The organism is Methylorubrum subtropicum (genome assembly GCF_038442325.1).
Taxonomy (GTDB): domain Bacteria; phylum Pseudomonadota; class Alphaproteobacteria; order Rhizobiales; family Beijerinckiaceae; genus Methylobacterium; species Methylobacterium subtropicum.
The window spans coordinates 55,497-75,631 of the sequence record NZ_JBBXMW010000007.1 but is presented as its reverse complement, the minus strand read 5'-3'; the positions used below and the strand labels follow the sequence as shown (position 1 = coordinate 75,631).

Below are 20,135 nucleotides of genomic sequence, written 5' to 3'. Positions count from 1 at the left end.
CGGATCAGTTCGATTTCGGCCGCTGGTCCGGGGCGCCGGGAATCCAGCCATGCGCCTTCGCGGTCTCGGCGAGTTTCTGCTGGATCTCCGGCATCAGCGCGGCCATCCACTGGCGTATGCCGACGAGGCTCGCCTGGGCGAGCTGCGGCTGCGCCTTGGCGAGGCGCTGTCCGGCGGGCGTGGCGTAGAAGGCCGCGATGGCGCGCAGATCCTCCGCCGGGAAGACGGCCGCATAGGCGAGGGCCTGCACGTTCAGCATCTCGTCGTAATGGGCCGTCAGGATCGGCATCAGGACTTCGTCCATCATGATCTGCGCCTTGTCCGGGGCGGCGACGCCCATCTGGCGCATCTGCTGATCGAGCAAGGCGCCGAGCGGCCCCTTCATGGCGGCGAGCGTCGCCTCGCGCCCGCCCTGAGCGCGCGCGATCACGTCGCGCGCGAGCGCCAGCCGGGCCGGATCGACTTTGGTGGAGGCGGGCGGCGCGGTCGCAGGCTCGGCCCGGAGGGAAGCCGGAAGGGCCGCGAACAAGGCGAGCCCGAGGATGATCGCGCGGCGCATGGCCTGATTCTCGCGAAAGTTGAGGCGGCCCGGTATCGGCCGAAATTCCCCTCCTGCCAAGCCGCCTCAGAACACCACGACCAGCCCGTCCTCCGCCGCGATGTAGCCGTCGGGCTCGCGGGCGATCATCTCCGGGCTCATGTGAGTCAGCATCAGGCGCTTCGGGGCGATCTCGGGCAGGCGCGCCCGCAGGGTCGCCCAGTCGAGATGGAACGGGACCGGGCGCTCCGCGGTGTAGCCCTCGGCGATCATCAGGTCGGCGCCCCGGCCCGCGGGGATGATGTCGTCCACCCATTCGGTGTCGCCGGTATAGGTCACGACCTTGCCGTCGACGGTGAGCCGCAGCGCCTGCGCGGGTGCGCCGGAGGGATGGCGCATGGCGAACGCCTCGGCCCGCACGCCGCCGACCGCGACCGGATGCTCGGGCTCGATCTCCACGATCTCGACGGCGAAGCGCCGCTCGGCGGTGGAGGAGCCGGGAAACAGCGCCTCCATCGCCGCGGGCAGCCGCGCGCGCAGGCCCGGCGGGCCGACGATGGTCAGCGGCTGCTCGCGACCGCTGACGAGCTGCCCGTCGAGGATCAGCCAGGGCAGGCCGCCGAAATGGTCGCCGTGGAGATGGGTGACGAACACCGCGCGGATCGCGTTCGAATCGACGCCGAAGCGGCGGATCGCGATGAGCGCCGAGGCGCCGCAATCGACCAGGAACGCGCCGGCCTTCGCCTCGACGTGGAAGCAGGTGTGGAAGCGCCCGCCGGAGCCGAAGGCGTCGCCGCAACCGAGGACTTGGAGGCGCATTCTTTTCTCCCCGGCTTCAGAGCCTGCTCGAACGGTTCCTCCCACCCTACCCCCTCATCCTGAGGTGCCGCGAAGCGGCCTCGAAGGAGGGTTCCAGAGGTCTCGCGCGAACTGGAGCCCTCCTTCGAGGCTCCGCTTCGCGAAGCACCTCAGGATGAGGTTTAGGGGTTGGACGCATCACGGCATCGAACCGGCTCGCGACCGCGACCGTCTTCCTCGCATCTCGGGCGCGGCTGCCGCCCGGCAACGGTGTCCCGCAATTTTCGGTTTGCGCTCGGCCCCGAGATCGGCTGTGACTCCGGGCTCGCGAATCTCACGGTTGATAAGGGAAACGGACGGCATGTCGGGTGGGCACGGAGCGGTCGAGTCTTCGAACAAGCGCGTCGCGCTGCTGATCTCGGTGCTGGCCCTGTTCCTGGCCGGGGCCGAGACGCTGGCCAAGAGCGCGCAGACCGAGGCGCTCGGCGCCAACATCGAGGCCGCCAACCAATGGGCCTATTTCCAGGCCCGCACCATCCGCGGCACCGTGGTCAAGACCGCCGACGAGGTGATCGCCCTGCTGCCGCCGGGCGCCGACCCGGCCGCGCTCAAGGCCAAGCGCGACGAGTGGGCCGCCACGATGCAGCGCTGGGAATCCGACCCGGCCAAGGGCGAGGGCCGCAAGGAGCTGTCGGCCAAGGCCCAAGCCGCGGAGGGGCGGCGCGACCTCGCGCTGGAGCGCTACCACCATTACGAACTCGCCTCCGCGGCGATCCAGATCGGCATCGTCCTGGCCTCGGCGGAGGTCATCACCGGCATCGTGGCGCTCGCCTTCGCGGGCGGCCTGCTCGGGGTGATCGGGCTGGCGCTGGCGAGCTTCGGCCTGTTCGCGCCCCACACTTTGCCCCACCTCCTGCCGTTCTTCCATTGAACGCTCCTGCATGAACGCCCCGCAGCGCCCGTTCCTTAGGGTCGAGCCCGCCGCGCCGTCCGCGGCCTCGCTCGCCCTGATCGACCGGATCTACGAGGCGGCCGCCGTGCCCGAGTTGTGGCGGGCGGTGCTGATCGACCTCGCCCGGCTCGCGGGCGCGCCGCAGGCGGTGATGATCGTCTCCACCGGCACGCGCTTCCGCGACTGGGTGACGACCTCGCCCGAGTTCGACGCGCTGGTGCTGGCCCATACCGAACGCTTCCCCGACAACATCCGCACCCGGCGCCTGTTGGACATGCGCCATCCGGGCTTCCTGTCCGACCTCGACGTAGTCACGCAGGACGAGATCGACACCGATCCGCTCTATCGCGATTTCCTGATCCCCCGCGGCTACGGCTCGGGCACGGCCACCGCCGTGATGGTGCCGAGCGGCGACAGCGTCATCGTCCATTGCGAGCGCCCGCACGCGGACGGGCCCTTCGGCCCGGAGATGCTGGCCACCCTCGATACCTTGCGCCCGCACCTCGCTCGCGCGGCCCTGCTCTCGGCGCGGTTGGAAATGGAGCGCATCGCCACCACCACCCGCACCCTGGAACTGCTCGGCCTGCCGGCGGCCGTGCTCGGCACCGGCGGGCGGCTGCTCGCGGCCAATGCGGGCCTCACCGCCCTGATGCCCCACACCCTGAGCGACCAGCCCTCGCGCCTCGCGGTGGTCGATCCGGCCGCCGACCGGCTGCTGCGCGAGGCGATGGGCGGGGCAAGGGGCGGGGACAGGCCGCTGCCGGTGCGCTCGATCCCGATCCCGGCGCAGGACGAACGCCCGCCGGTGATCCTCCATCTCGTGCCGGTGCGGGGCGCGGCCCACGATGTGTTCGCCCGTGCGCGTGCGGTGCTGATCGCCACCCCCGTCGTCGCCCGCGACGTGCCGAGCGCCGACGTGGTGCAGGGCCTGTTCGACCTGACGCCGGCCGAATCGCGCCTCGCCGCCCTGATCGCCGCGGGCGATGCTCCGGTGCCGGCTGCGGCCAAGCTCGGCATCACCCCGAGCACCGCCCGCTCCGTGCTCAAGCGCGTGTTCCAGAAGACCGGCGTATCGCGGCAGGCCGAACTCGTGGGGCTGCTCACCGGGACGGCGCTGAGCTGAATGCTTGTCTCGACGCCGTCATTCCGGGGCGCCGCAGGCGAACCCGGAATCCACCCGTGATACGCGGCTGCAAAGAGCGTCGCGGCCAGTCGTGGATTCCAGGTTCCGCTGCGCGGCCCCGGAATGACGGCGGGGGTTTGAGCGGGATCGCGCTAACCGGATCTCAAGAAAAACGTAGGCCGCTTCCCAACTCGCCACCCGCAAAAAACCGCTCTATAAGCCGCGCTTCGCGCGAGGCGGGAGGGCCCGCGCGCTTCACCTTGTCGAGGTGAGCGGAGAGAGTGTCATGACCGAGCGGTGGACCCCCAAAACCTGGCGCAACCTGCCGATCCAGCAGGTGCCGTCCTATCCGGACGCGGATGCGCTCCAGGCCGTGGAGGCTCAACTCGCGAGCTTTCCCCCGCTCGTGTTCGCCGGCGAGGCCCGCAAGCTGAAGGCGGCGCTGGCGCGCGTCTCGACCGGTCAGGCGTTCCTCCTGCAGGGCGGCGACTGCGCCGAGAGCTTCGACGAGCATTCGGCCGATAACATCCGCGATTTCTTCCGCGTGTTCCTGCAGATGGCGATGGTGCTCACCTTCGCCGGCGGCTCGCCCGTGGTGAAGGTCGGCCGCATCGCCGGGCAGTTCGCCAAGCCCCGCTCGTCGCCGACCGAGACGCTGGAGGGTGTGTCGCTGCCGAGCTACCGCGGCGACATCATCAACGGCCTCACCTTCACGGAAGAGGCCCGCATCCCCGACCCCAAACGCCAACTCGAGGCCTACCGGCAGTCGGCGGCGACGCTGAACCTTCTGCGCGCCTTCGCCACCGGCGGCTACGCCAACCTCGAGAACGCCCATCGCTGGATGCTCGGCTTCGTGAAGGACTCGCCCCAGTCCTCGCGCTACCGGGACGTGGCCGAGCGGATGTCGGACGCGCTCGACTTCATGCGCGCCATCGGCATCAACCCGGAGACGCACCAGGAGGTGCGCACCACCGACTTCTACACCAGCCACGAGGCGCTGCTGCTCGGCTACGAGGAGTCGCTGACCCGCGTCGATTCGACGAGCGGCGACTGGTACGCCACCTCGGGCCATATGCTCTGGATCGGTGATCGCACCCGCCAGCCGGACCACGCCCACGTGGAATACGCCCGCGGCATCAAGAACCCGATCGGCCTCAAATGCGGGCCGAGCACGACGCCCGAGGGGCTGATCCGCCTGATCGATCTCCTCAACCCGGAGAACGAGGCGGGCCGCCTCTCGCTGATCTGCCGCTTCGGCGCCGACAAGGTGGGCGACCACCTGCCGGCCCTGATCCGCGCGGTCGAGCGCGAGGGCCGCTCGGTGGTGTGGGTGTGCGATCCGATGCACGGCAACACCATCGCGGCGGGCCGCTACAAGACGCGTCCGTTCGAGCGGGTGATGCAGGAGATCGAGGGCTTCTTCGGCGTCCACCGCGCGGAAGGCACGATCGCGGGCGGCATCCATCTCGAGATGACCGGCAAGGACGTGACCGAGTGCACGGGCGGCGCCCGCGCGCTGACGGCGGACGACCTGCAGGATCGCTACCACACCTATTGCGACCCGCGCCTCAACGCGGAGCAGGCGCTGGAAGTGGCGTTCCTCACGGCCGAACTGGTCAAGCGCGAGCGCGCCGAGATCGAGCATCCGCGCCTCGACGCGGCGGAATAAGTCTCTTCCCCTCCCCACGGATCTCGGGCTTGCCCGAGATCCGCACTTTGCTTGCCCAGATCGGGCAGGCCCGACCTGGGTGGGGAGGGGTCAGGGGTGGGGGTGGTTCAGGATGGATCGGAGGCGGTGCCGTCTGCACCACCCCCACCTCCGGCTCCTCCCCGCAAGGGGGAGGAGAGGGCCCGCTGTCGCCGCCGCTCCGCCCGCGCCAACTCCTCCGCATTGAGAAACCCCGTCGCCGCGGCGATCTCGGCGGCCGGCATCGCGGTCTCGCGGCGCAGGCGATGCGCCTGATCGAGGCGCAGGCCGAGATAATGCCGGTGCAGGCTCGTCCCGAGCCGCTCGCGAAACAGCCGCTCCAGCTGGCGCACGCCGATCCGGGCGAGGTCGGCCAGCGCCTCGCGGGTGAGCGGGACCTCCAGATTCTCCTCCATGGCGGCGAGCACGCGCAGCAGCCGCGGGTCGCGCAGGTCGAAGCGCTGGCGCAAAGCCATCCGCTGCGGGCTCAACCCCTCCCGGATCTGGTTGTGCAGGAACCAGTCGGCGACGCCCGCGGCGAGGCCCGCGCCGTGGTCGCGCCCGATCCGGTCGAGCATCATGTCGAGGGCGGCGATGCCGCCGGAGCAGGTCATGCGGTCGGGCCCGACCTCGTAGAGCGCGCGCACCACCTCGACGCGGGGAAACCGCTCGTGGAAGGCCGGGATGTGCTCCCAGTGCAGGGTGCAGCGCCGCCCGTCGAGGAGGCCGGCCCGCGCCAGCAGGTAGGGCCCACCGGACAAGCCCCCGATCACCGTGCCGGGTCGCAGCGCCAAGCGCCGCAGCCACGCGAACAGGGCGGGATCGTCGAATTCCGACGGGTTGCCGCCCGCGCAGACGATCACCCAATCCGCCCCCGGCGGCTCGGCACCGACCGCGACATCGGGCGTGATGCTCAAGCCGTTCGAGGCGGCGACCGGTGCGTCGGCGGGGGCCGCGTGCCACCAGCGATAAAGAACGCGTCCCGACAGGGCGTTGGCCGCCCGCAGCGGCTCGACCGCCGCCGCGTAGGTCATCAGCGCGAAGTCCGGCACCAGCACGAAGCCCACAATGGTGGGCTCGGGGTCGGGAAGGGGGGCGGGGCACATTCCGCCGCGATCTGCCGGGAATGTGTCGCGATTTGCAAGGGGCCGCTGCCGCAGGGGGCGTATCAAGAGCGCCGTGCCGAGGGCGATGGGCCACGCCGATCCCATCCACCCCCTCATCCTGAGGTGCCGCGAAGCGGCCTCGAAGGAGGGCTCCAGTTCGCACAGCGATCCCTGGAGCCCTCCTTCGAGGCCTCCGCTTCGCTGCGGCGCCTCAGGATGAGGGGATTGGATGGGATCACCCCGTCGCGACCGGCGATCCGAGTGGACGAACGCGATGCGCTATTCCCTCTTCAGCGTCCTCGGGCAGGCGCTCCGCGGCCAGCGGGACTGGAAGCCGCAATGGCGCGACGCGGCGCCGAAGGCCGAGTACGACGTGGTCATCGTCGGCGGCGGCGGGCACGGGTTGGCGACCGCCTATTACCTTGCCAAGGAGCACGGCCTGACCAACGTCGCCGTGCTGGAGAAGAGCCACATCGGCTCCGGCAATGTCGGGCGCAACACCACCATCGTGCGCTCGAACTACGGGCTGCCGGGCAACATCCCGTTCTACGAGCACTCGATGAAGCTCTGGGAGGGGCTGGAGCAGGACATCAACTACAACGCCATGGTCAGCCAGCGTGGCGTCTTGAACCTCTACCACACCGACGCCCAGCGCGACGCTTACGCGCGCCGCGGCAACGCCATGCGGATGGCCGGCATCGATTCCGAGCTTCTGGACCGCGAGGGCGTGCGGGCGATGGTGCCGTTCATCGATTTCGACAACGCGCGCTTTCCCGTGAAGGGCGGCCTGCTCCAGCGCCGCGGCGGCACCGTGCGCCACGATGCGGTGGCCTGGGGCTACGCCCGCGCCGCCAGCGACCGGGGCGTGGACATCGTCCAGAACTGCGCGGTCACCGGCATCCGCCGCGAGAACGGGCGCGTCGTCGGCGTCGAGACCAGCCGCGGCTTCATCGGGGCGAAGAAGATCGGCCTGTCCGTCGCCGGCTCATCCTCGCTGCTCGCCTCCATGGTGGACATGCGGCTGCCGATCGAGAGCCACGTGCTCCAGGCCTTCGTCAGCGAGGGCGTGAAACCGCTGATCGACTGCGTGATGACCTTCGGGGCCGGCCACTTCTACGTCAGCCAGTCGGACAAGGGCGGCCTCGTCTTCGGCGGCGACATCGACGGCTACAATTCATATGCACAGCGCGGCAACCTGCACACCATCGAGGACGTGATGGAGGGCGGCATGGCGCTCTGGCCGGGGCTCGGGCGCCTGCGGCTGCTGCGCCACTGGGGCGGCATCATGGATATGTCGATGGACGGCTCGCCCATCATCGACCGCACCGACATCGGCGGCCTCTATCTCAACGCCGGCTGGTGCTACGGCGGCTTCAAGGCGACCCCGGCGGCGGGCTTCTGCTTCGCCCACACCATCGCCCGCGACGAGCCCCACCCCGACAGCGCCGCCTTCCGCCTCGACCGCTTCGCCACCGGCCACGTCATCGACGAGAAGGGCATGGGCGCCCAGCCCAACCTGCACTGATTCTTTCTCTCCCACCCCCTGCCCTCATCCTGAGGTGCCCGCCTTGGCGGGCCTCGAAGGAGGGCTCCAGGGATCGCGAGCGGGCTGGAGCCCTCCTTCGAGGCCGCTGACGCGGCACCTCAGGATGAGGGGGTTGGGTGGGATCGGGCCGAGCAACGCCAACGAGGACGGACGAAGAGCCATGCGCATCCGATGCCCCTATTGCGGCGAGCGCGACAACGGCGAGTTCAGCTATCTCGGCGACGCCGCGCCCGTGCGCCCGGACGGGCTGGAAGCCTCTGCGGAGGCCATGCACGACTACGTGTATCTGCGCGACAACCGCGCCGGGGAGATCCGCGAACTCTGGTACCACGGCGCCGGCTGCCGCGCCTGGCTCGTCGTGACCCGCGACACCCGCACCCACGCCATCAGCGATGTCACGCCCGCCCGCGACGTCGCCAAAGCCCGCGCCGCCAAGGCTCACGTCACCGAGTCCGTCGGGAGCGCTCCCCATGCTTGATCGCACGCCGAACTTCCCTCCCCCCTCCGCGGGGGAGGGTGGTCCTCGCGTCAGCGAGGGTCGGGAGAGGGGAGCGCCCTTTCCGGAAACGTCGCCCCCGCACCCGCTGGCACCCTCCCCCGCAGAGGGGAGAGGGTTGGGCGATCAACCCTTCCGCACATCCTCCGGCGGCCTGATCGACCGTCGCCGCGCCCGCGACTTCACCTTCGATGGGCGCACACTGACCGGCTACCACGGCGACACACTCGCCTCGGCGCTGCTCGCCAACGGCGTGCGGCTGGTCGGGCGCTCGTTCAAGTATCACCGGCCCCGCGGCATCCTTTCGGCGGGTTCCGAGGAGCCGAACGCCCTGGTCGAGCTGCGCTCCGGGGCCCGGCGCGAGCCCAACACCCGCGCCACCATGGCCGAACTCTACGAGGGGCTTGAGGCGACGAGCCAGAACCGTTGGCCGACGCTCGCAGTCGATGCGCTCTCGGTCAACGCGCTGCTCTCGCCGATCTTCGCGGCGGGCTTCTACTACAAAACCTTCATGTGGCCGGCGGCCCTGTGGGAGAAGCTGTACGAGCCGATGATCCGCCGCGCGGCGGGCCTCGGCCGGGCCGCGAATGCACCCGATCCCGACACCTACGAGCACGCCCACGCCCATTGCGACGTGCTCGTCATCGGCGGCGGCCCCGCCGGCCTGTCGGCGGCGCTCAGCGCCGGCCGATCCGGCGCCCGCGTCATCCTCGTGGACGAGGATTTTTGCCTCGGCGGCCGGCTGCTGGCCGAGCGGCGCGAGATCGACGGCGTGAGCGGCCCCGAATGGGTCGCGCAGGCGGTGGCTGAGCTGGAAAGCCTGCCCGAGGTGCGGCTTCTGTCTCGCACCACCCTGTTCGGCGTCTACGATCACGGCGCCTACGGCGCGGTCGAGCGCGTCTCCGATCACGTCGCGGTGCCGGCCCCCCACGCGCCGCGCCAGCGGCTGTGGCGGATCGTGGCCCGGCGCGCGGTGCTGGCGGCGGGCGCCATCGAGCGCCCGCACGTCTTCGGCGGCAACGACCGGCCCGGCGTGATGCTGGCCGGCGCGGTGCGGACCTATCTCAACCGCTACGGCGTGCTCCCCGGCTCTCACCCCGCCGTGTTCACGTCGAGCGACGACGGCTGGCGCACGGTGGCCGACATCGCCGCGGCCGGCAGGCGTGTGGCCGCGGTGGTGGATTCCCGCCCCGACGTGCCGGTCGCGCTCCGTCGCATGGCCGAATCCGCGGGCGCCCAGGTGGTGGCCGGCGGGCAGGTGGTCGGCACGCGCGGGCACCTCGCCCTGTCGGGAATCGACGTGCGCGATTCCTACGGCAGCACGCTGAGGATCGCCTGCGATACCCTCGCCATGGCCAACGGCTGGAACCCGGTGGTGCATCTCGACTCGCACCTGTCCCGCCGTCCGGTCTGGGACGAGGCGATCCACGGCTTCGTGCCGGGCCAATTGCCCACCGGCATGGTCGCGGCCGGCGCGGCCTCGGGCCGGCTGACGCTGGCGGATGCGCTCGAAAGCGGCGCCCGCCTCGGCGCCGAGGCGGCGGAATCATGCGATTTCAGGGCGACGGCGACGGCCACGCCCCGCACCGACCCGGAATCCACTGCCCACACCCCGCTCTGGCGCGTCGCCAAGCCGAAAGGAAAAGCCTTCGTCGACTTCCAGAACGACGTGGCGGCCTCCGACGTGGAGCTGGCCCACCGCGAGGGGTTCCGCGCGGTCGAACTGCTCAAGCGCTACACCACGCTCGGCATGGCGACCGACCAGGGCAAGACCTCGAACCTCGCCGGCCTGTCGATCATGGCCGAGCTGACCGGCCAAAAAATTCCGGCGGTCGGCACCACGGTGTTCCGCCCGCCCTTCACCCCCGTCGCCATCGGCGCCTTCGCCGGCCACCACCGCGGCAAGGAGTTCCGCGCGACGCGGCATGTCCCGTCCCACGCGTGGTGCCTGGAGAACAACGCGCAGTTCCTAGAGACCGGCCTGTGGCTGCGCCCGGCCTATTTCCCGCGGGCCGGCGAGACCGACTGGCTCCAGACGGTCGTGCGCGAGGTCGAGACCGTGCGCGGCAAGGTGGGTCTCTGCGACGTCAGCACCTTCGGCAAGATCGACATCCAGGGCCGCGACGCGCTCGCCTTCATCGAGCGGGTCTGCGCCAACCCGTTCGGGACGCTGAAGGTCGGCCGTTCGCGCTACGCCCTGCTGCTGCGCGAGGACGGCTTCGTGCTCGACGACGGCACGGTCTCGCGGCTGGCCGAGAACCACTTCGTCATGACGGCCTCGACGGCCAACGCCGCCCGCGTGATGCAGCACCTCGAATTCTGCCGCCAATGGCTCTGGCCCGAACTCGATGTGCAGATGGTCTCGGTCAGCGAGCAATGGGCGCAATACGCGGTGGCCGGCCCCCGCTCGCGCGACGTGCTGAGGCGCATCGTCGATCCGGGCTTCGATCTCTCGAACGAGGCGTTCCCGTTCTTAGGCGCGGCCGAGATCACCGTCGGCGGCGGGATTCCCGCGCGGCTGTTCCGCATCTCGTTCTCGGGCGAACTCGCCTACGAGATCGCGGTGCCGGCCAGTTACGGCGACGCGGCGTGGCGCGCCATCATGCAAGCCGGCCTGCCCTACGGCATCTGCCCCTACGGCGCCGAGGCGCTCTCGGTGATGCGCATCGAGAAGGGCCACGCGGCGGGCGCCGAGATCAACGGCCAGACCACCGCCCGCGACCTCGCGCTCGGGGGGATGCTCGCGAAGAAGAAGGACTATGTCGGTCGCCTGATGAAGGAGCGCCCGGCGCTCACCGACCCGGATCGCCCGATCCTCGTCGGCTTCCGCCCGGTCGATCCGAGCCAGCGCCTGCGGGCCGGCGCCCATTTCCTGGCCGTCGGTGCCGAGCCGAGCCTGGCGGCGGACGAAGGAACCATGACCTCGGTCGCGTTCTCGCCCTCGCTCGGCCACTGGATCGGCCTCGGCCTGATCCGGCGCGGGGCGGAACGCCACGGCGAGCGGGTGCGCGCCTACGATCCGGTGCGCGGCGGCGATGTCGAGGTCGAGATCTGCAACGCCGCCTTCGTGGACCCGGCGGGGGAGAGGATGCATGGCTGAGCACGCGACCCTCTGGCGGCCCCGCGGGGCCTGGGACCTCTACGCTCATGCCGGTCGCCACGGCCGGCGCAAGGGCCCGGCCAGCGTCACCGTCATCCCCCGCGAGGGGCTGGCACTCATGAGCGTCACCGCCGTGGACGGCGCCGAGGAGCGGCTCGCGGCTGCGGTGCGGGACCGCTTCGGCCTCTCTCTCCCCGAGCCCGGCACGGCTTTGTTCTCCGGCGAGACCGGCCTGATCTGGTCCGGCCCCGGCCAGTGGCTGGTGCTCGCCCCCACCCGCGGCACTCTCGACGGGCTCGGCGCGGCGCTGAGCGGCCTCGCCGCGGTCGCCGACCAGAGCGACGGGCGGGCCGTGCTGCGGCTCTCCGGGCCGGACGCCCGCCGCGTGCTGGAAAAGGGCGTCTCGGTCGATCTGCACCCGCGCGCCTTCGGTCCCGGCCGCACGGCGGTGACTTCGGTCGCGCATATCGGCGTGCAGCTCTGGCAGCGCGACGATGCGACCTATGAAATCGCCGTCGCCCGCAGCCTTGCCGGCAGCCTGTGGTCCTGGCTGGACGAGGCGGCGGCGGAGTTCGGCTGCGAGGTGCGGGGCTAGAGCGAAGTGATTGTTTTCGGACGCAGGCGCCACCGCCACATCCCTCCCCCCTCTGCGGGGGAGGGTGGCCCCCGAAGGGGGTCGGGAGAGGGGAGCCCGGCTTCCGGAGATGACGGGACAACGGCGGCGAGGCGGTAGCGTCGCGCTGCCCCTCTCCCGTCCGCTCCGCGGACACCCTCCCCCGCAGAGGGGGGAGGGACTTGCGTCGCGTTTTACGATCGCCGCTCTAATTCAATCGCTTCGAGCGCCGCTGGGCCCCCCTCTCCCCGCACGCGGGGAGAGGCCTTCATGGACCCCGTCGTCCATGAAGGGAGCGGAGCGATGGTGAGGGGGCTTCGACGGATGAGCCTCTTCGGACAAGCCCCCTCACCTCCGGCTGCCGCCTCGCCGCGCCGACGACGAGGTCGTCGCGGCCCTCTCCCCGCGTGTGGGGCGAGGGGATGCGCGTCGCCGATGCGGCCAACCGGAAACCCCGAAAAAGCCCACCCTCAAAAATCCGTGTGCAACCGGGTCCCAAAAAAATCCGCCGGGCCGCGGTCGCGGTTGTAGGCTGGGTTCTCGACGTGCTGGTAGTCGAGGGAGACGGTGACGCCCTTGGTCAGGTTCATCGCGTAATAGACCTCGACGGCCCGCTCCGGCGAATAATTCAGGCGCCCGTCGCCGATCAGCAGGCCCAGGCCCCCGTTGGCGAAATAGGCCTGATGCGCCCGCGAGATGGTGTTGCGCGAGGCGCCGACCCCCACGGTGTCTTGCGGGCGGCCCCAGGCGGTGCCCTTCAACGAGAGGCCGCCGGAGACCGAGCCGTCGACATCGGTGAAGGACAGGCTCTCGGAGCGCCCGTCGTTGGCGCTGGCGCGGGCGAACAGGCCGAGATCGGGGGTGAGCGCCTGTTCGAGGTTGACGTAGAGTCCGCTCTTGCGCAGCGGCGCGCGGGTGGCGGCGACCGCCTCCTCGATGTCGGCGAAGCTGCCGCCCTGCGTCAGCGCCACGACCTGCCGGTAATCGGCGGTGTTGCCGACGTTGGAAAAGAAGCCGAGCCGCAGCCGCCCCGGCTGCTCCAGCACCGGCAGCGCGTAGCGCCCCTCGAACTCGATGTTGGTGCCGGCCCGCTCGAACACCCGCGGATCGAGCACGTCGGAGGAGGGTTGCTTGGGCACCTGCGTGTAGGCGGCGCGGACCGCAAACTCGGCCCGGTTGTACTCGACCATCAGCCCTTGCGTGAATCCGGGGAGGTTGGCCGGAAAGTCCCAGGCGGCCGACGCCCACAGGCCCCAGTTCATGAAGTCGATGCGCGGATCGTGGGCGTAGAGGTTGCCGTCGAAGAAGTCGCCGAGCGCGAACTTGCCGGCGATGACGGTGATGCGCTCGACATCGCGGGTGCCCGCGATCGAGTTCGGCCCGTCCGGCACCTCTTCCGTCTCGCCGCCAAGCCCGAAGGTCTGGCGCACGAAGTAGCGGTTGGAGCGCAGCTTCGGGAACGGGGCGCCGGCCTTCTGCGCCTCGCCGTTGACGAAGCCGGCTACGCCCAGCGTGCGCGACAGCCCGAAACCCTGGCTGAATTCCGGATTGTAGTAGAGCTCGGTCCCCTCCGCGAGCTTGAGGCCGAGGAACAGCGTCGCCGTGGTGGTGGCCTGCGCCTGATCGGGCACGAGGCTCTGCGGCCCGCGATAGGGCGCGCGGAAGCCGCCGACCGCCTGATTCACGAAGGTGGTCTGGCCGTGCAGCGAGAAGCGGGTGTCGCGCGGCGCCTCGTCCTCGTCCGGCTGGAGCGCCAGCGCCTGCGGATGCCAGGTGAGGCGGGCCATCATCTTGTTGGAGACGAAGGCGGTGCGGGTCGTCACCGGGCCACCGTCGGGGCCGGGCAGCACGCCGAGATCGAAGCGGCGGCTCTCGCCCAGATCGCTGTAGCGGTAGTCGAGCCCGAGCGACCAATGCGGATGGACCGCGAACTGCACGCCGGCCCCCAGGGTGAAGCCGAGATAGGTGACGTCGCGCGAGACGGACGCGACCGGGCCGCCCGTGAGATCGGGATAGGTCGCGAGCACCCGGCCGTTGGCGCCGGTCAGGCCGGCGGTGGCGTAGATCAGGTTGTTGCCGAAGGCGTAGCCGAGCCGCCCGCGCAGGGCCCCGAACACGTCGGTCTTCTCGCGGATGAGGGCGAAGGGCGCGTCCAGCCCCTCGTAGCCGAAGCCCGGCGCATCGGAGCGCACGCCGCGCTTGAGGTTCGCGCCGACGAGGTCGGCCTCGACCCCGTAGACGAGCGGGCCGCTCTGCCAGTTCCAGCCGGCGAATCCGCCCGCGGCGACCGTGGTCGCGTCGGCGCCGAGATCGCGGCTGCCGGTGGCGTCGCCCGTGGCGAAGGCGGGCAGGCGCCGCGCGCCGACCGTGCTGGGCCCGAAATCGTAATTGCCGAAGGAGGCGCCCGCGCTGCCCTGCAGCCCGAGATAGGGGCCGGACCAGTCGATGAAGCCGGGCGGCGCGGGAAGGTCGGCGGCCTGCGCGCCGAGCCCGAACAGGGCGGCGAGGCAGGCCGTGCCGCAGGTCAATGCGCGCTTCGTCCCCACCCCGCAGCCTCCCCTGCACGCGTCCAGGGGCGAGCTACCAGATGCTCCCGCCGCCGTAATCCGCGGCGCATCACGTCCGCATCATTCGACGGAGGACGGTTGCAGATGCGCCACGGCGGAGACGTAAAGACCGGATCGTCCGACAGGACGATGACAGCCGGCGAAGCGGTTTTGCGAAAACCGGGGAGGGCGCGGAAAAATCGCGCGGGAGGGATGCCGACGCGCAGCGCGACCCCTTGCCGCGGTCAAGCTCTGCTGTAGGTAGGCGGTGCCTGGACCCCCATCAGGTTAGGCAACCGACTGGAAGGGCGCATCGGCGACGATGCGCCCGCTTTCGTTTCGGGCCGGGCCGCGCATTATCGGCTCGTCTTACAAGACCCGCCACCACCGCCGTCATTCCGGGGCCGCGCAGCGGAACCCGGAATCCACGACTGGCCTCGACCGTTCGTATAGCCGCGCATCACGGGTGGATTCCGGGTTCTCGCCTGCGGCGAGCCCCGGAATGACGGCGGAGGGTTTTTTACGGCAGCGGGACCTACTCGGAGGCCTTCGCGGCGGGCTTGGCCGCCGGCTTCGGCGCGGCCTTGGCCTCCGGCTGGATCGCCGCCTGCTGGTTCACGTCCGGCACGCGGGTCCACGTCTGCGAGCCGCACAGCACCTTGAGCAGGCAGCCCTGCACGCTCAGCTCGGCCTCGCTCTCGCGCTCCAGGCTGACCTGATAGATCTTGCCCTCGTCGGCATTGTAGATCTCGCCCGCGAACGACGCGGCGTCGGGCTTGAGGTTGTCGAGCAGCGTCAGGCCGATGATCGGGCGGGCGCGCTTCTTCGGGTCGGGGTTCTTGGCGTCGGTGCGCGGCGCGCCGGCCTCGTCCGTCGGCGACTTCAGCCACACCACCTTGCCGCAGGCGTTGGAGCCGCCGGGGCCGCAGCGGTCGATCCGCACCTTGGCGCGTCCGTCGCCCGTCAGCCACGTGCCGGACAGGTCCTTGGGGGCCGCTTCGGCGGCGGTCGAAGCCAGGAGGGCCGTGAGGGCGGAGGCGGCGAGACCGGTGGACAGACGCATGGGCAGGCTCCTGAGGCTGTGCCCCGTGACGGGGCGGGGGCTTTACGGAGATCGGCAGTCCCGCCCGGAGGGACGGGGGGTTCGTTCGCCCTTCAGAAGGCCGGCGCAATCCGGCGAATTTTCGGCGGTGTTGCGCAAAAGCCATGGCGGGGCGTGAAACGGCTCCGCTTTTCCCGCCATCGAGCGTTTCGCGTGCGCATTCGGGCCCTGGCGGCCGCTTCGGTTGAGGCTGAGCCGACCCGCCGCTATAAGCCGCCCGCGCCGGCTGCCCCGCGCGTCGCGCGATCCTCTTTCCTCAGCACCGGACGAACCCCATGGCCACCGAGCGCACCTTCTCGATCCTCAAGCCCGACGCCACCCGCCGCAACCTCACCGGCGCGGTCAACGCCGTGATCGAGGCCGCGGGCCTGCGCATCGTCGGCCAGCGCCGCATCCGCATGAGTCGCGAGCAGGCCGAGACGTTCTACGAGATCCACAAGGAGCGCCCGTTCTTCGGCGAGCTCGTCGAGTTCATGACCTCGGGCCCGGTCGTCGTGCAGGTGCTCGAAGGCGACAACGCGGTCGCCAAGTACCGCGAAGTCATGGGCGCCACGAACCCGGCCCAGGCTTCTGAGGGCACCATCCGCAAGCAGTTCGCCGAGTCGGTCGGCGAGAACACGGTGCACGGCTCGGATAGCGTGGACAACGCCAAGGCCGAGATCGCCCAGTTCTTCACCGACGCCGACATCGCGGCGTAATCTTCCGTTTCGCCGCGCCTTCCCGCGGGCGACCTCTGCGAGGTTAAGAAACGGTTATCCTTCCGCCGGGCGGGCGTCGCCCGGCGGACTCACCCGCGCGACAATCGTGCGACGCGCGGCGCATTCGGCGGCGGTGTGACTCTCCTGCGCTAGCGTTAAGGCTAAGCTTGGCCGGAAACAGGGGTCCGACGATTTCCCGTCATGACGGATCCCGCTTCCATGCGCTCATCGCTCCCGCGCACCGGCCGCCTCGTGCTCGCGGCCGGCCTCGTTTCGCTGCTCGCCGCCTGCAACACCGCGGGCCGCACCGGGCAGTACGCCTCGCTCGAAGGCTACACGCCCGATCCGACGCTCAAGACCGCCTCGAAGTCCAACCTGACCGGCCGCGTGCGCAACGCCTGCGCGATCGTCCAGTCCCGCCTGCAGAAGGTCGAGCAATCGACGCTGGAGGCGCCCTGCGGCTGCTACGCCGACCGCACGCTGGCGTCGCTCGACAAGGACGAGGTCGCCTCCTACCGCGCCACCGGCTACTTCAACGACACCGCGACCGCCAAGGCGCTGAACGCGCTGGACAGCTGCAAGCTGCCGCGTCCGGTCTGATCTTCGATCAAACCGGTCTTTTTTGGGTTGGCCTCAATCGCCGGCGCCCGCATCCGCGGGCTTAGGCTTTCGCTTCGCTAGACGCCTCGGCAGAATGCCGAGGCCGCTGCGCGCGGCGCTCTTCGCGCCGTGAAGCCGCTCGCGCGGCTTCGAGCGTGGGTCTCGCTTGGTCCGATACCCGCTTCCGGTTGGTCGCCTCGGATGGAGCCCGGCGCGACCGGCCGGAAACCGTCTCACCGCACCACGTAGACCTGCGTCCCCACCGACACGCGCTCGATCAGGTCGGCGATGTCGTGGTTGTACATGCGGATGCAGCCGTAGGACGCGAAGGTGCCGATCGAACTCGGGCGGTTGGTGCCGTGGATGGCGTATTCGCCGCCGCGCAGCGTCATCGCCGCCACGCCCATCGGGTTGCCCGGCGAGCCGCCGCGAATGAGGTTCGGCAGCCAGGGCTTGTCGCGCTTCACCTCGCGGGGCGGCGACCAGTCGGGCTGGTAATACTTGCCGTCGATCTCGGTGGCGCCGCTCCACTGCTTGCCGGGCTTGCCGACCGCGACCGCGTAGCGGATCGCCGTGCCGTCGCCGTTGACGAGGTAGAGCCGGCGCTCGCTGGTGCGCACCACGATGCTGCCGCGCGACATGCCGTCGGCGAAGGGCACGATCTCGCGGGCCTGCGCGGTCCCCACCAGGCATAGCCCCGCCGCGAGCGCGCCCGCCAGGGCTGCCCTGTACTTGACTGATCCGAACATCGAAGACCGCCTTTCCGAGCTTGAGCGTAACTCGGAAGAGCTTGGACCGTTCCGGCTTGCCGTATTGCTTTATGCGGACTCAAGTTTGGCCCCCATGCACCGCCGGGTGAAGTCACGCCGAATCCCCGGCTCGCGGGATCGCGCGCATTTTAAGTGTCGGGGTAAGGAACGCCCGCTCAGCGCTCGTGCAGGCGCGCGGCCTCGGCGGTGCGGGCCTGCCAACCGTGGCGGACGAGTTCCGGGTCGGCGTGCTCCTCCTGCGGATGGCCGACGCAGAGATAGGCGACGAGGCCCCACGCCTCCGGCACGTCGAGGAGGCGGGTGATGCGGGCGGGCTCCAAGATCGAGACCCAGCCGACGCCGAGCCCATGGGCGCGGGCGGCGAGCCAGAAGGCGTGGACCGCGGCCACCGCCGAGTAGCGCAGCATCTCCGGCATGGTGGCGCGACCGAGCCCGTGGCCGGTTTCCGTCGCGCCGTCGCAGAACACGGCGAGGTGGACGGGTGCTTCGCGCAGCCCCGCGAGCTTCAGGCTGGCGTAGAGGGCGCGGCGCTCGTCCGCGTAACCGTCGCGCGCCGTCGCGTTGCAGCGCTCGAAATCCTGCGCCACGGCCTCGCGGCGGGCGGGATCGGCGACGCGCACGAAGCGCCAGGGCTGGCTGTTGCCGACGGAGGGCGCGAGCGCCGCGAGCGCGAGGCAGGCGCGCAGGGTGGCCTCGTCCACCGGGTCGGCGCGGAAGCGGCGCACGTCGCGGCGCCACGCGAACAGGTCGCCGAGCCGCGCCCGGAAGGCGGCGTCGAAGACGGGCGGATTTCCGCAAGCGTCGGGAAGGTCGGACATCGTCCGGGCTTCTCGCGCCGAAGCAGGTCGCTGGCAATGGCCGGGGCCCGGACGAAAAAAGGGCGGCGCTCCGAAGAGGCCGCCTGAAGTCCTTGGGTCTCGAAACCTCCGGGTGTCGGCGAGCCGGAACCGGAATGACGCCCGAGGGCTGGGGAGCTCGGGTTTCAGGCGCCACCCCGGGGACGCGCCGACGAGGTTTCAGGTCACACATGACCGTGTCGCGGTGACCTTGGCAAGGCGAGATCGCGGCGAGACCGTGGCCGCAACGACCGACGGTGCGGCGGCGCACACAACGGATTCATTTCGGTTGCCAAGGGGCGAGAGAGGCGGCCCGGCGCTCGATGGCCGGCGAAGCACCTTGTCGGCGCGGGCCGGGCGGCCCATCATTCCTCGACACGAACCGGCGGCCCCGTCGGGGCCAGATCTCATTTTTGTGCCGCATCGGCTTTTTCCGACAAGCCGGTGCCCACCTTGTCAGACCGATGCTCTGGGAGCGACGATGAGCCAGGGGCCGAGCGCCGAGCCGCGGGATTCGCAGGTGATCCCGTTCCCGTCCACCACCACACCCCAGGTCGCCTTCCAGCGCGACGAGTTGCGGGTGCTGTTCAACCTCTACGGACGCCGCGTGGCGGAGGGCGAGTGGCGCGACTACGCGCTGGATTTCCGCCGCGACAAGGCGGTGTTCTCGATCTACCGCCGCACCTCCGAGATGCCGCTCTACCGGGTCGAGAAGGATCCGAAGCTCGCCCGCCGCCAGGGCGCCTACGCGGTGATCGCGGCGAGCGGCCTCGTGATGAAGCGCGGCCACGACCTCGCCCGCGTGCTGGGCGTCCTGGAGGGCCCGCTGAAAGCGGTGTGATATCGATGGATTCCGAAGGGATCATCCCTTAGGCGGGGAGCGGGGCAGAGCCCCGCTTTATCTCTTATGCCTTGCGCAACTGCCCCGCGGCCTCCGCCAGCCGCCGGATCGCGCTCGGATCGGGCTTGCCCGCGGGCACGACCCAGCTTCCGCCGACGCAGAGCACGGAAGGGTGGGCGAGCCAGTCCGCGGCGGTGGCCTCGGTGATGCCCCCTGTCGGGCAGAAGCGGACCCGATGGAACGGGGCGGCGAGCGCCTTGAGCGCCTTGAGCCCGCCCGCGGCCTCGGCCGGGAAGAACTTGAAGCGGTCGAGTCCGTGGTCGAGGCCGCGCATGATGTCGGCGGAGGTCGCGACGCCCGGCAGGTAGGGCACGCCGGAGGCGAGCGCGGCTTCCGTCAGCGGGGCGGTGAGGCCGGGGCTGACGATGAACTTCGCGCCCGCGCCGATGGCGGCGTCGAGGTCGCGGGCGTTCAGCACGGTGCCGGCCCCGACGACCGCACCCTCGACCGAGGCCATCGCCCGGATCACGTCCAGCGCCGCGGGGGTGCGGAGCGTGACCTCCAGCGCGGTGAGCCCGCCCGCGACCAGCGCCTCGGCCATCGGCACGGCGTCGGCCGCGTCCTCGACGACGAGGACGGGGATGACGGGGACGGAGCGCATCAGCGCGTCGATGGTGCTCATGATGGTCTCCTGCCCTGACGCTGGTCCCCTCCCCCTTGCGGGGAGGGGTTAGGGGTGGGGGTGGTTCAGGATGAGGCGGGGCGGTGCCTTCTGCCCGACCC

At 70.7% G+C, this 20,135-nt stretch carries 18 protein-coding genes; 10 read left to right on the top strand and 8 right to left on the bottom strand.

All coding sequences use genetic code 11. The features are described 5' to 3' along the window. Positions 1–4: 4 nt before the first annotated feature. On the bottom strand, positions 5–559 hold the full coding sequence (locus AAHG03_RS11740) for a DUF2059 domain-containing protein (RefSeq protein ID WP_342150850.1): 555 nt from the start codon (positions 557–559) through the stop codon (positions 5–7). A 66-nt stretch (positions 560–625) separates the two neighbouring features. Beyond that, positions 626–1,357: an MBL fold metallo-hydrolase gene (locus AAHG03_RS11735; protein ID WP_342150849.1), complete on the bottom strand. Its 732-nt coding sequence runs from the start codon at positions 1,355–1,357 to the stop codon at positions 626–628. Positions 1,358–1,697: 340 nt separating this feature from the next. Between AAHG03_RS11735 and AAHG03_RS11730 the strand changes: the two genes are divergently transcribed. The 3 genes from AAHG03_RS11730 (at position 1,698) to AAHG03_RS11720 (ending at position 5,080) form a co-directional block, all read left to right on the top strand. Next, a complete protein-coding gene (locus tag AAHG03_RS11730; RefSeq protein ID WP_342150848.1) occupies positions 1,698–2,267 on the top strand; it encodes a DUF4337 domain-containing protein in 570 nt (189 codons plus the stop codon). A 10-nt stretch (positions 2,268–2,277) separates the two neighbouring features. Further along, positions 2,278–3,411 (top strand): helix-turn-helix transcriptional regulator, encoded by a 1,134-nt coding sequence (locus AAHG03_RS11725; protein WP_342150847.1) that lies wholly within the window; start codon positions 2,278–2,280, stop codon positions 3,409–3,411. Positions 3,412–3,697: 286 nt separating this feature from the next. Further along, positions 3,698–5,080, top strand: a complete 1,383-nt coding sequence (locus AAHG03_RS11720; RefSeq protein WP_342150846.1) for a class II 3-deoxy-7-phosphoheptulonate synthase — start codon at positions 3,698–3,700, stop codon at positions 5,078–5,080. 107 nt (positions 5,081–5,187) lie between these two features. On the opposite strand, the gene AAHG03_RS11715 is transcribed toward AAHG03_RS11720, so the two are convergent. After that, positions 5,188–6,204 carry a GlxA family transcriptional regulator gene (locus AAHG03_RS11715; protein WP_342150845.1) on the bottom strand — a complete coding sequence of 339 codons (1,017 nt, stop codon included), beginning with the start codon at positions 6,202–6,204 and terminating at the stop codon, positions 5,188–5,190. A 274-nt stretch (positions 6,205–6,478) separates the two neighbouring features. Between AAHG03_RS11715 and AAHG03_RS11710 the strand changes: the two genes are divergently transcribed. The 4 genes from AAHG03_RS11710 (at position 6,479) to AAHG03_RS11695 (ending at position 11,941) form a co-directional block, all read left to right on the top strand. Then, a complete protein-coding gene (locus tag AAHG03_RS11710) occupies positions 6,479–7,729 on the top strand; it encodes a sarcosine oxidase subunit beta family protein (protein ID WP_342150844.1) in 1,251 nt (416 codons plus the stop codon). Between the two features lie 181 nt (positions 7,730–7,910). Then, on the top strand, positions 7,911–8,228 hold the full coding sequence (locus AAHG03_RS11705; RefSeq protein WP_342150843.1) for a sarcosine oxidase subunit delta: 318 nt from the start codon (positions 7,911–7,913) through the stop codon (positions 8,226–8,228). A 136-nt stretch (positions 8,229–8,364) separates the two neighbouring features. Next, positions 8,365–11,346, top strand: a complete 2,982-nt coding sequence (locus AAHG03_RS11700) for a sarcosine oxidase subunit alpha family protein (RefSeq protein WP_342150842.1) — start codon at positions 8,365–8,367, stop codon at positions 11,344–11,346. Further along, a complete protein-coding gene (locus tag AAHG03_RS11695) occupies positions 11,339–11,941 on the top strand; it encodes a sarcosine oxidase subunit gamma (protein WP_342150841.1) in 603 nt (200 codons plus the stop codon). The genes AAHG03_RS11700 and AAHG03_RS11695 overlap by 8 nt, the downstream gene beginning before the upstream one ends. Before the next feature lie 488 nt (positions 11,942–12,429). Here the strand turns inward: AAHG03_RS11695 and AAHG03_RS11690 are convergent, their stop codons facing one another. Together AAHG03_RS11690 and AAHG03_RS11685 are read right to left on the bottom strand one after the other, a co-directional pair. After that, positions 12,430–14,505, bottom strand: coding sequence for a carbohydrate porin (locus AAHG03_RS11690; RefSeq protein ID WP_342150840.1), 2,076 nt, complete (start codon positions 14,503–14,505; stop codon positions 12,430–12,432). A gap of 535 nt (positions 14,506–15,040) precedes the next feature. Then, entirely contained in the window at positions 15,041–15,568 is a 528-nt protein-coding gene (locus tag AAHG03_RS11685; RefSeq protein ID WP_342150839.1) for a DUF2147 domain-containing protein, read from the bottom strand. Positions 15,569–15,882: 314 nt separating this feature from the next. Between AAHG03_RS11685 and ndk the strand changes: the two genes are divergently transcribed. Together ndk and AAHG03_RS11675 are read left to right on the top strand one after the other, a co-directional pair. Further along, on the top strand, positions 15,883–16,305 hold the full coding sequence (gene ndk / locus AAHG03_RS11680; RefSeq protein ID WP_342150838.1) for a nucleoside-diphosphate kinase: 423 nt from the start codon (positions 15,883–15,885) through the stop codon (positions 16,303–16,305). Between the two features lie 219 nt (positions 16,306–16,524). Continuing rightward, positions 16,525–16,905: a hypothetical protein gene (locus AAHG03_RS11675; protein ID WP_342150837.1), complete on the top strand. Its 381-nt coding sequence runs from the start codon at positions 16,525–16,527 to the stop codon at positions 16,903–16,905. A gap of 233 nt (positions 16,906–17,138) precedes the next feature. Here AAHG03_RS11675 and AAHG03_RS11670 read toward each other — a convergent pair whose 3' ends face one another. Next, positions 17,139–17,654: a L,D-transpeptidase gene (locus AAHG03_RS11670; RefSeq protein ID WP_342150836.1), complete on the bottom strand. Its 516-nt coding sequence runs from the start codon at positions 17,652–17,654 to the stop codon at positions 17,139–17,141. 176 nt (positions 17,655–17,830) lie between these two features. Beyond that, complete coding sequence (bluB, locus tag AAHG03_RS11665; protein WP_342150835.1) at positions 17,831–18,493, bottom strand: 5,6-dimethylbenzimidazole synthase; 663 nt, start codon at positions 18,491–18,493, stop codon at positions 17,831–17,833. A 499-nt stretch (positions 18,494–18,992) separates the two neighbouring features. Here bluB and AAHG03_RS11660 point away from each other — a divergent pair, with 499 nt between their 5' ends. Further along, positions 18,993–19,352: a DUF2794 domain-containing protein gene (locus AAHG03_RS11660; RefSeq protein WP_342150834.1), complete on the top strand. Its 360-nt coding sequence runs from the start codon at positions 18,993–18,995 to the stop codon at positions 19,350–19,352. Positions 19,353–19,416: 64 nt separating this feature from the next. Here the strand turns inward: AAHG03_RS11660 and eda are convergent, their stop codons facing one another. Continuing rightward, a complete protein-coding gene (gene eda, locus AAHG03_RS11655; RefSeq protein ID WP_342150833.1) occupies positions 19,417–20,034 on the bottom strand; it encodes a bifunctional 4-hydroxy-2-oxoglutarate aldolase/2-dehydro-3-deoxy-phosphogluconate aldolase in 618 nt (205 codons plus the stop codon). Between the last annotated feature and the right edge of the window lie 101 nt (positions 20,035–20,135).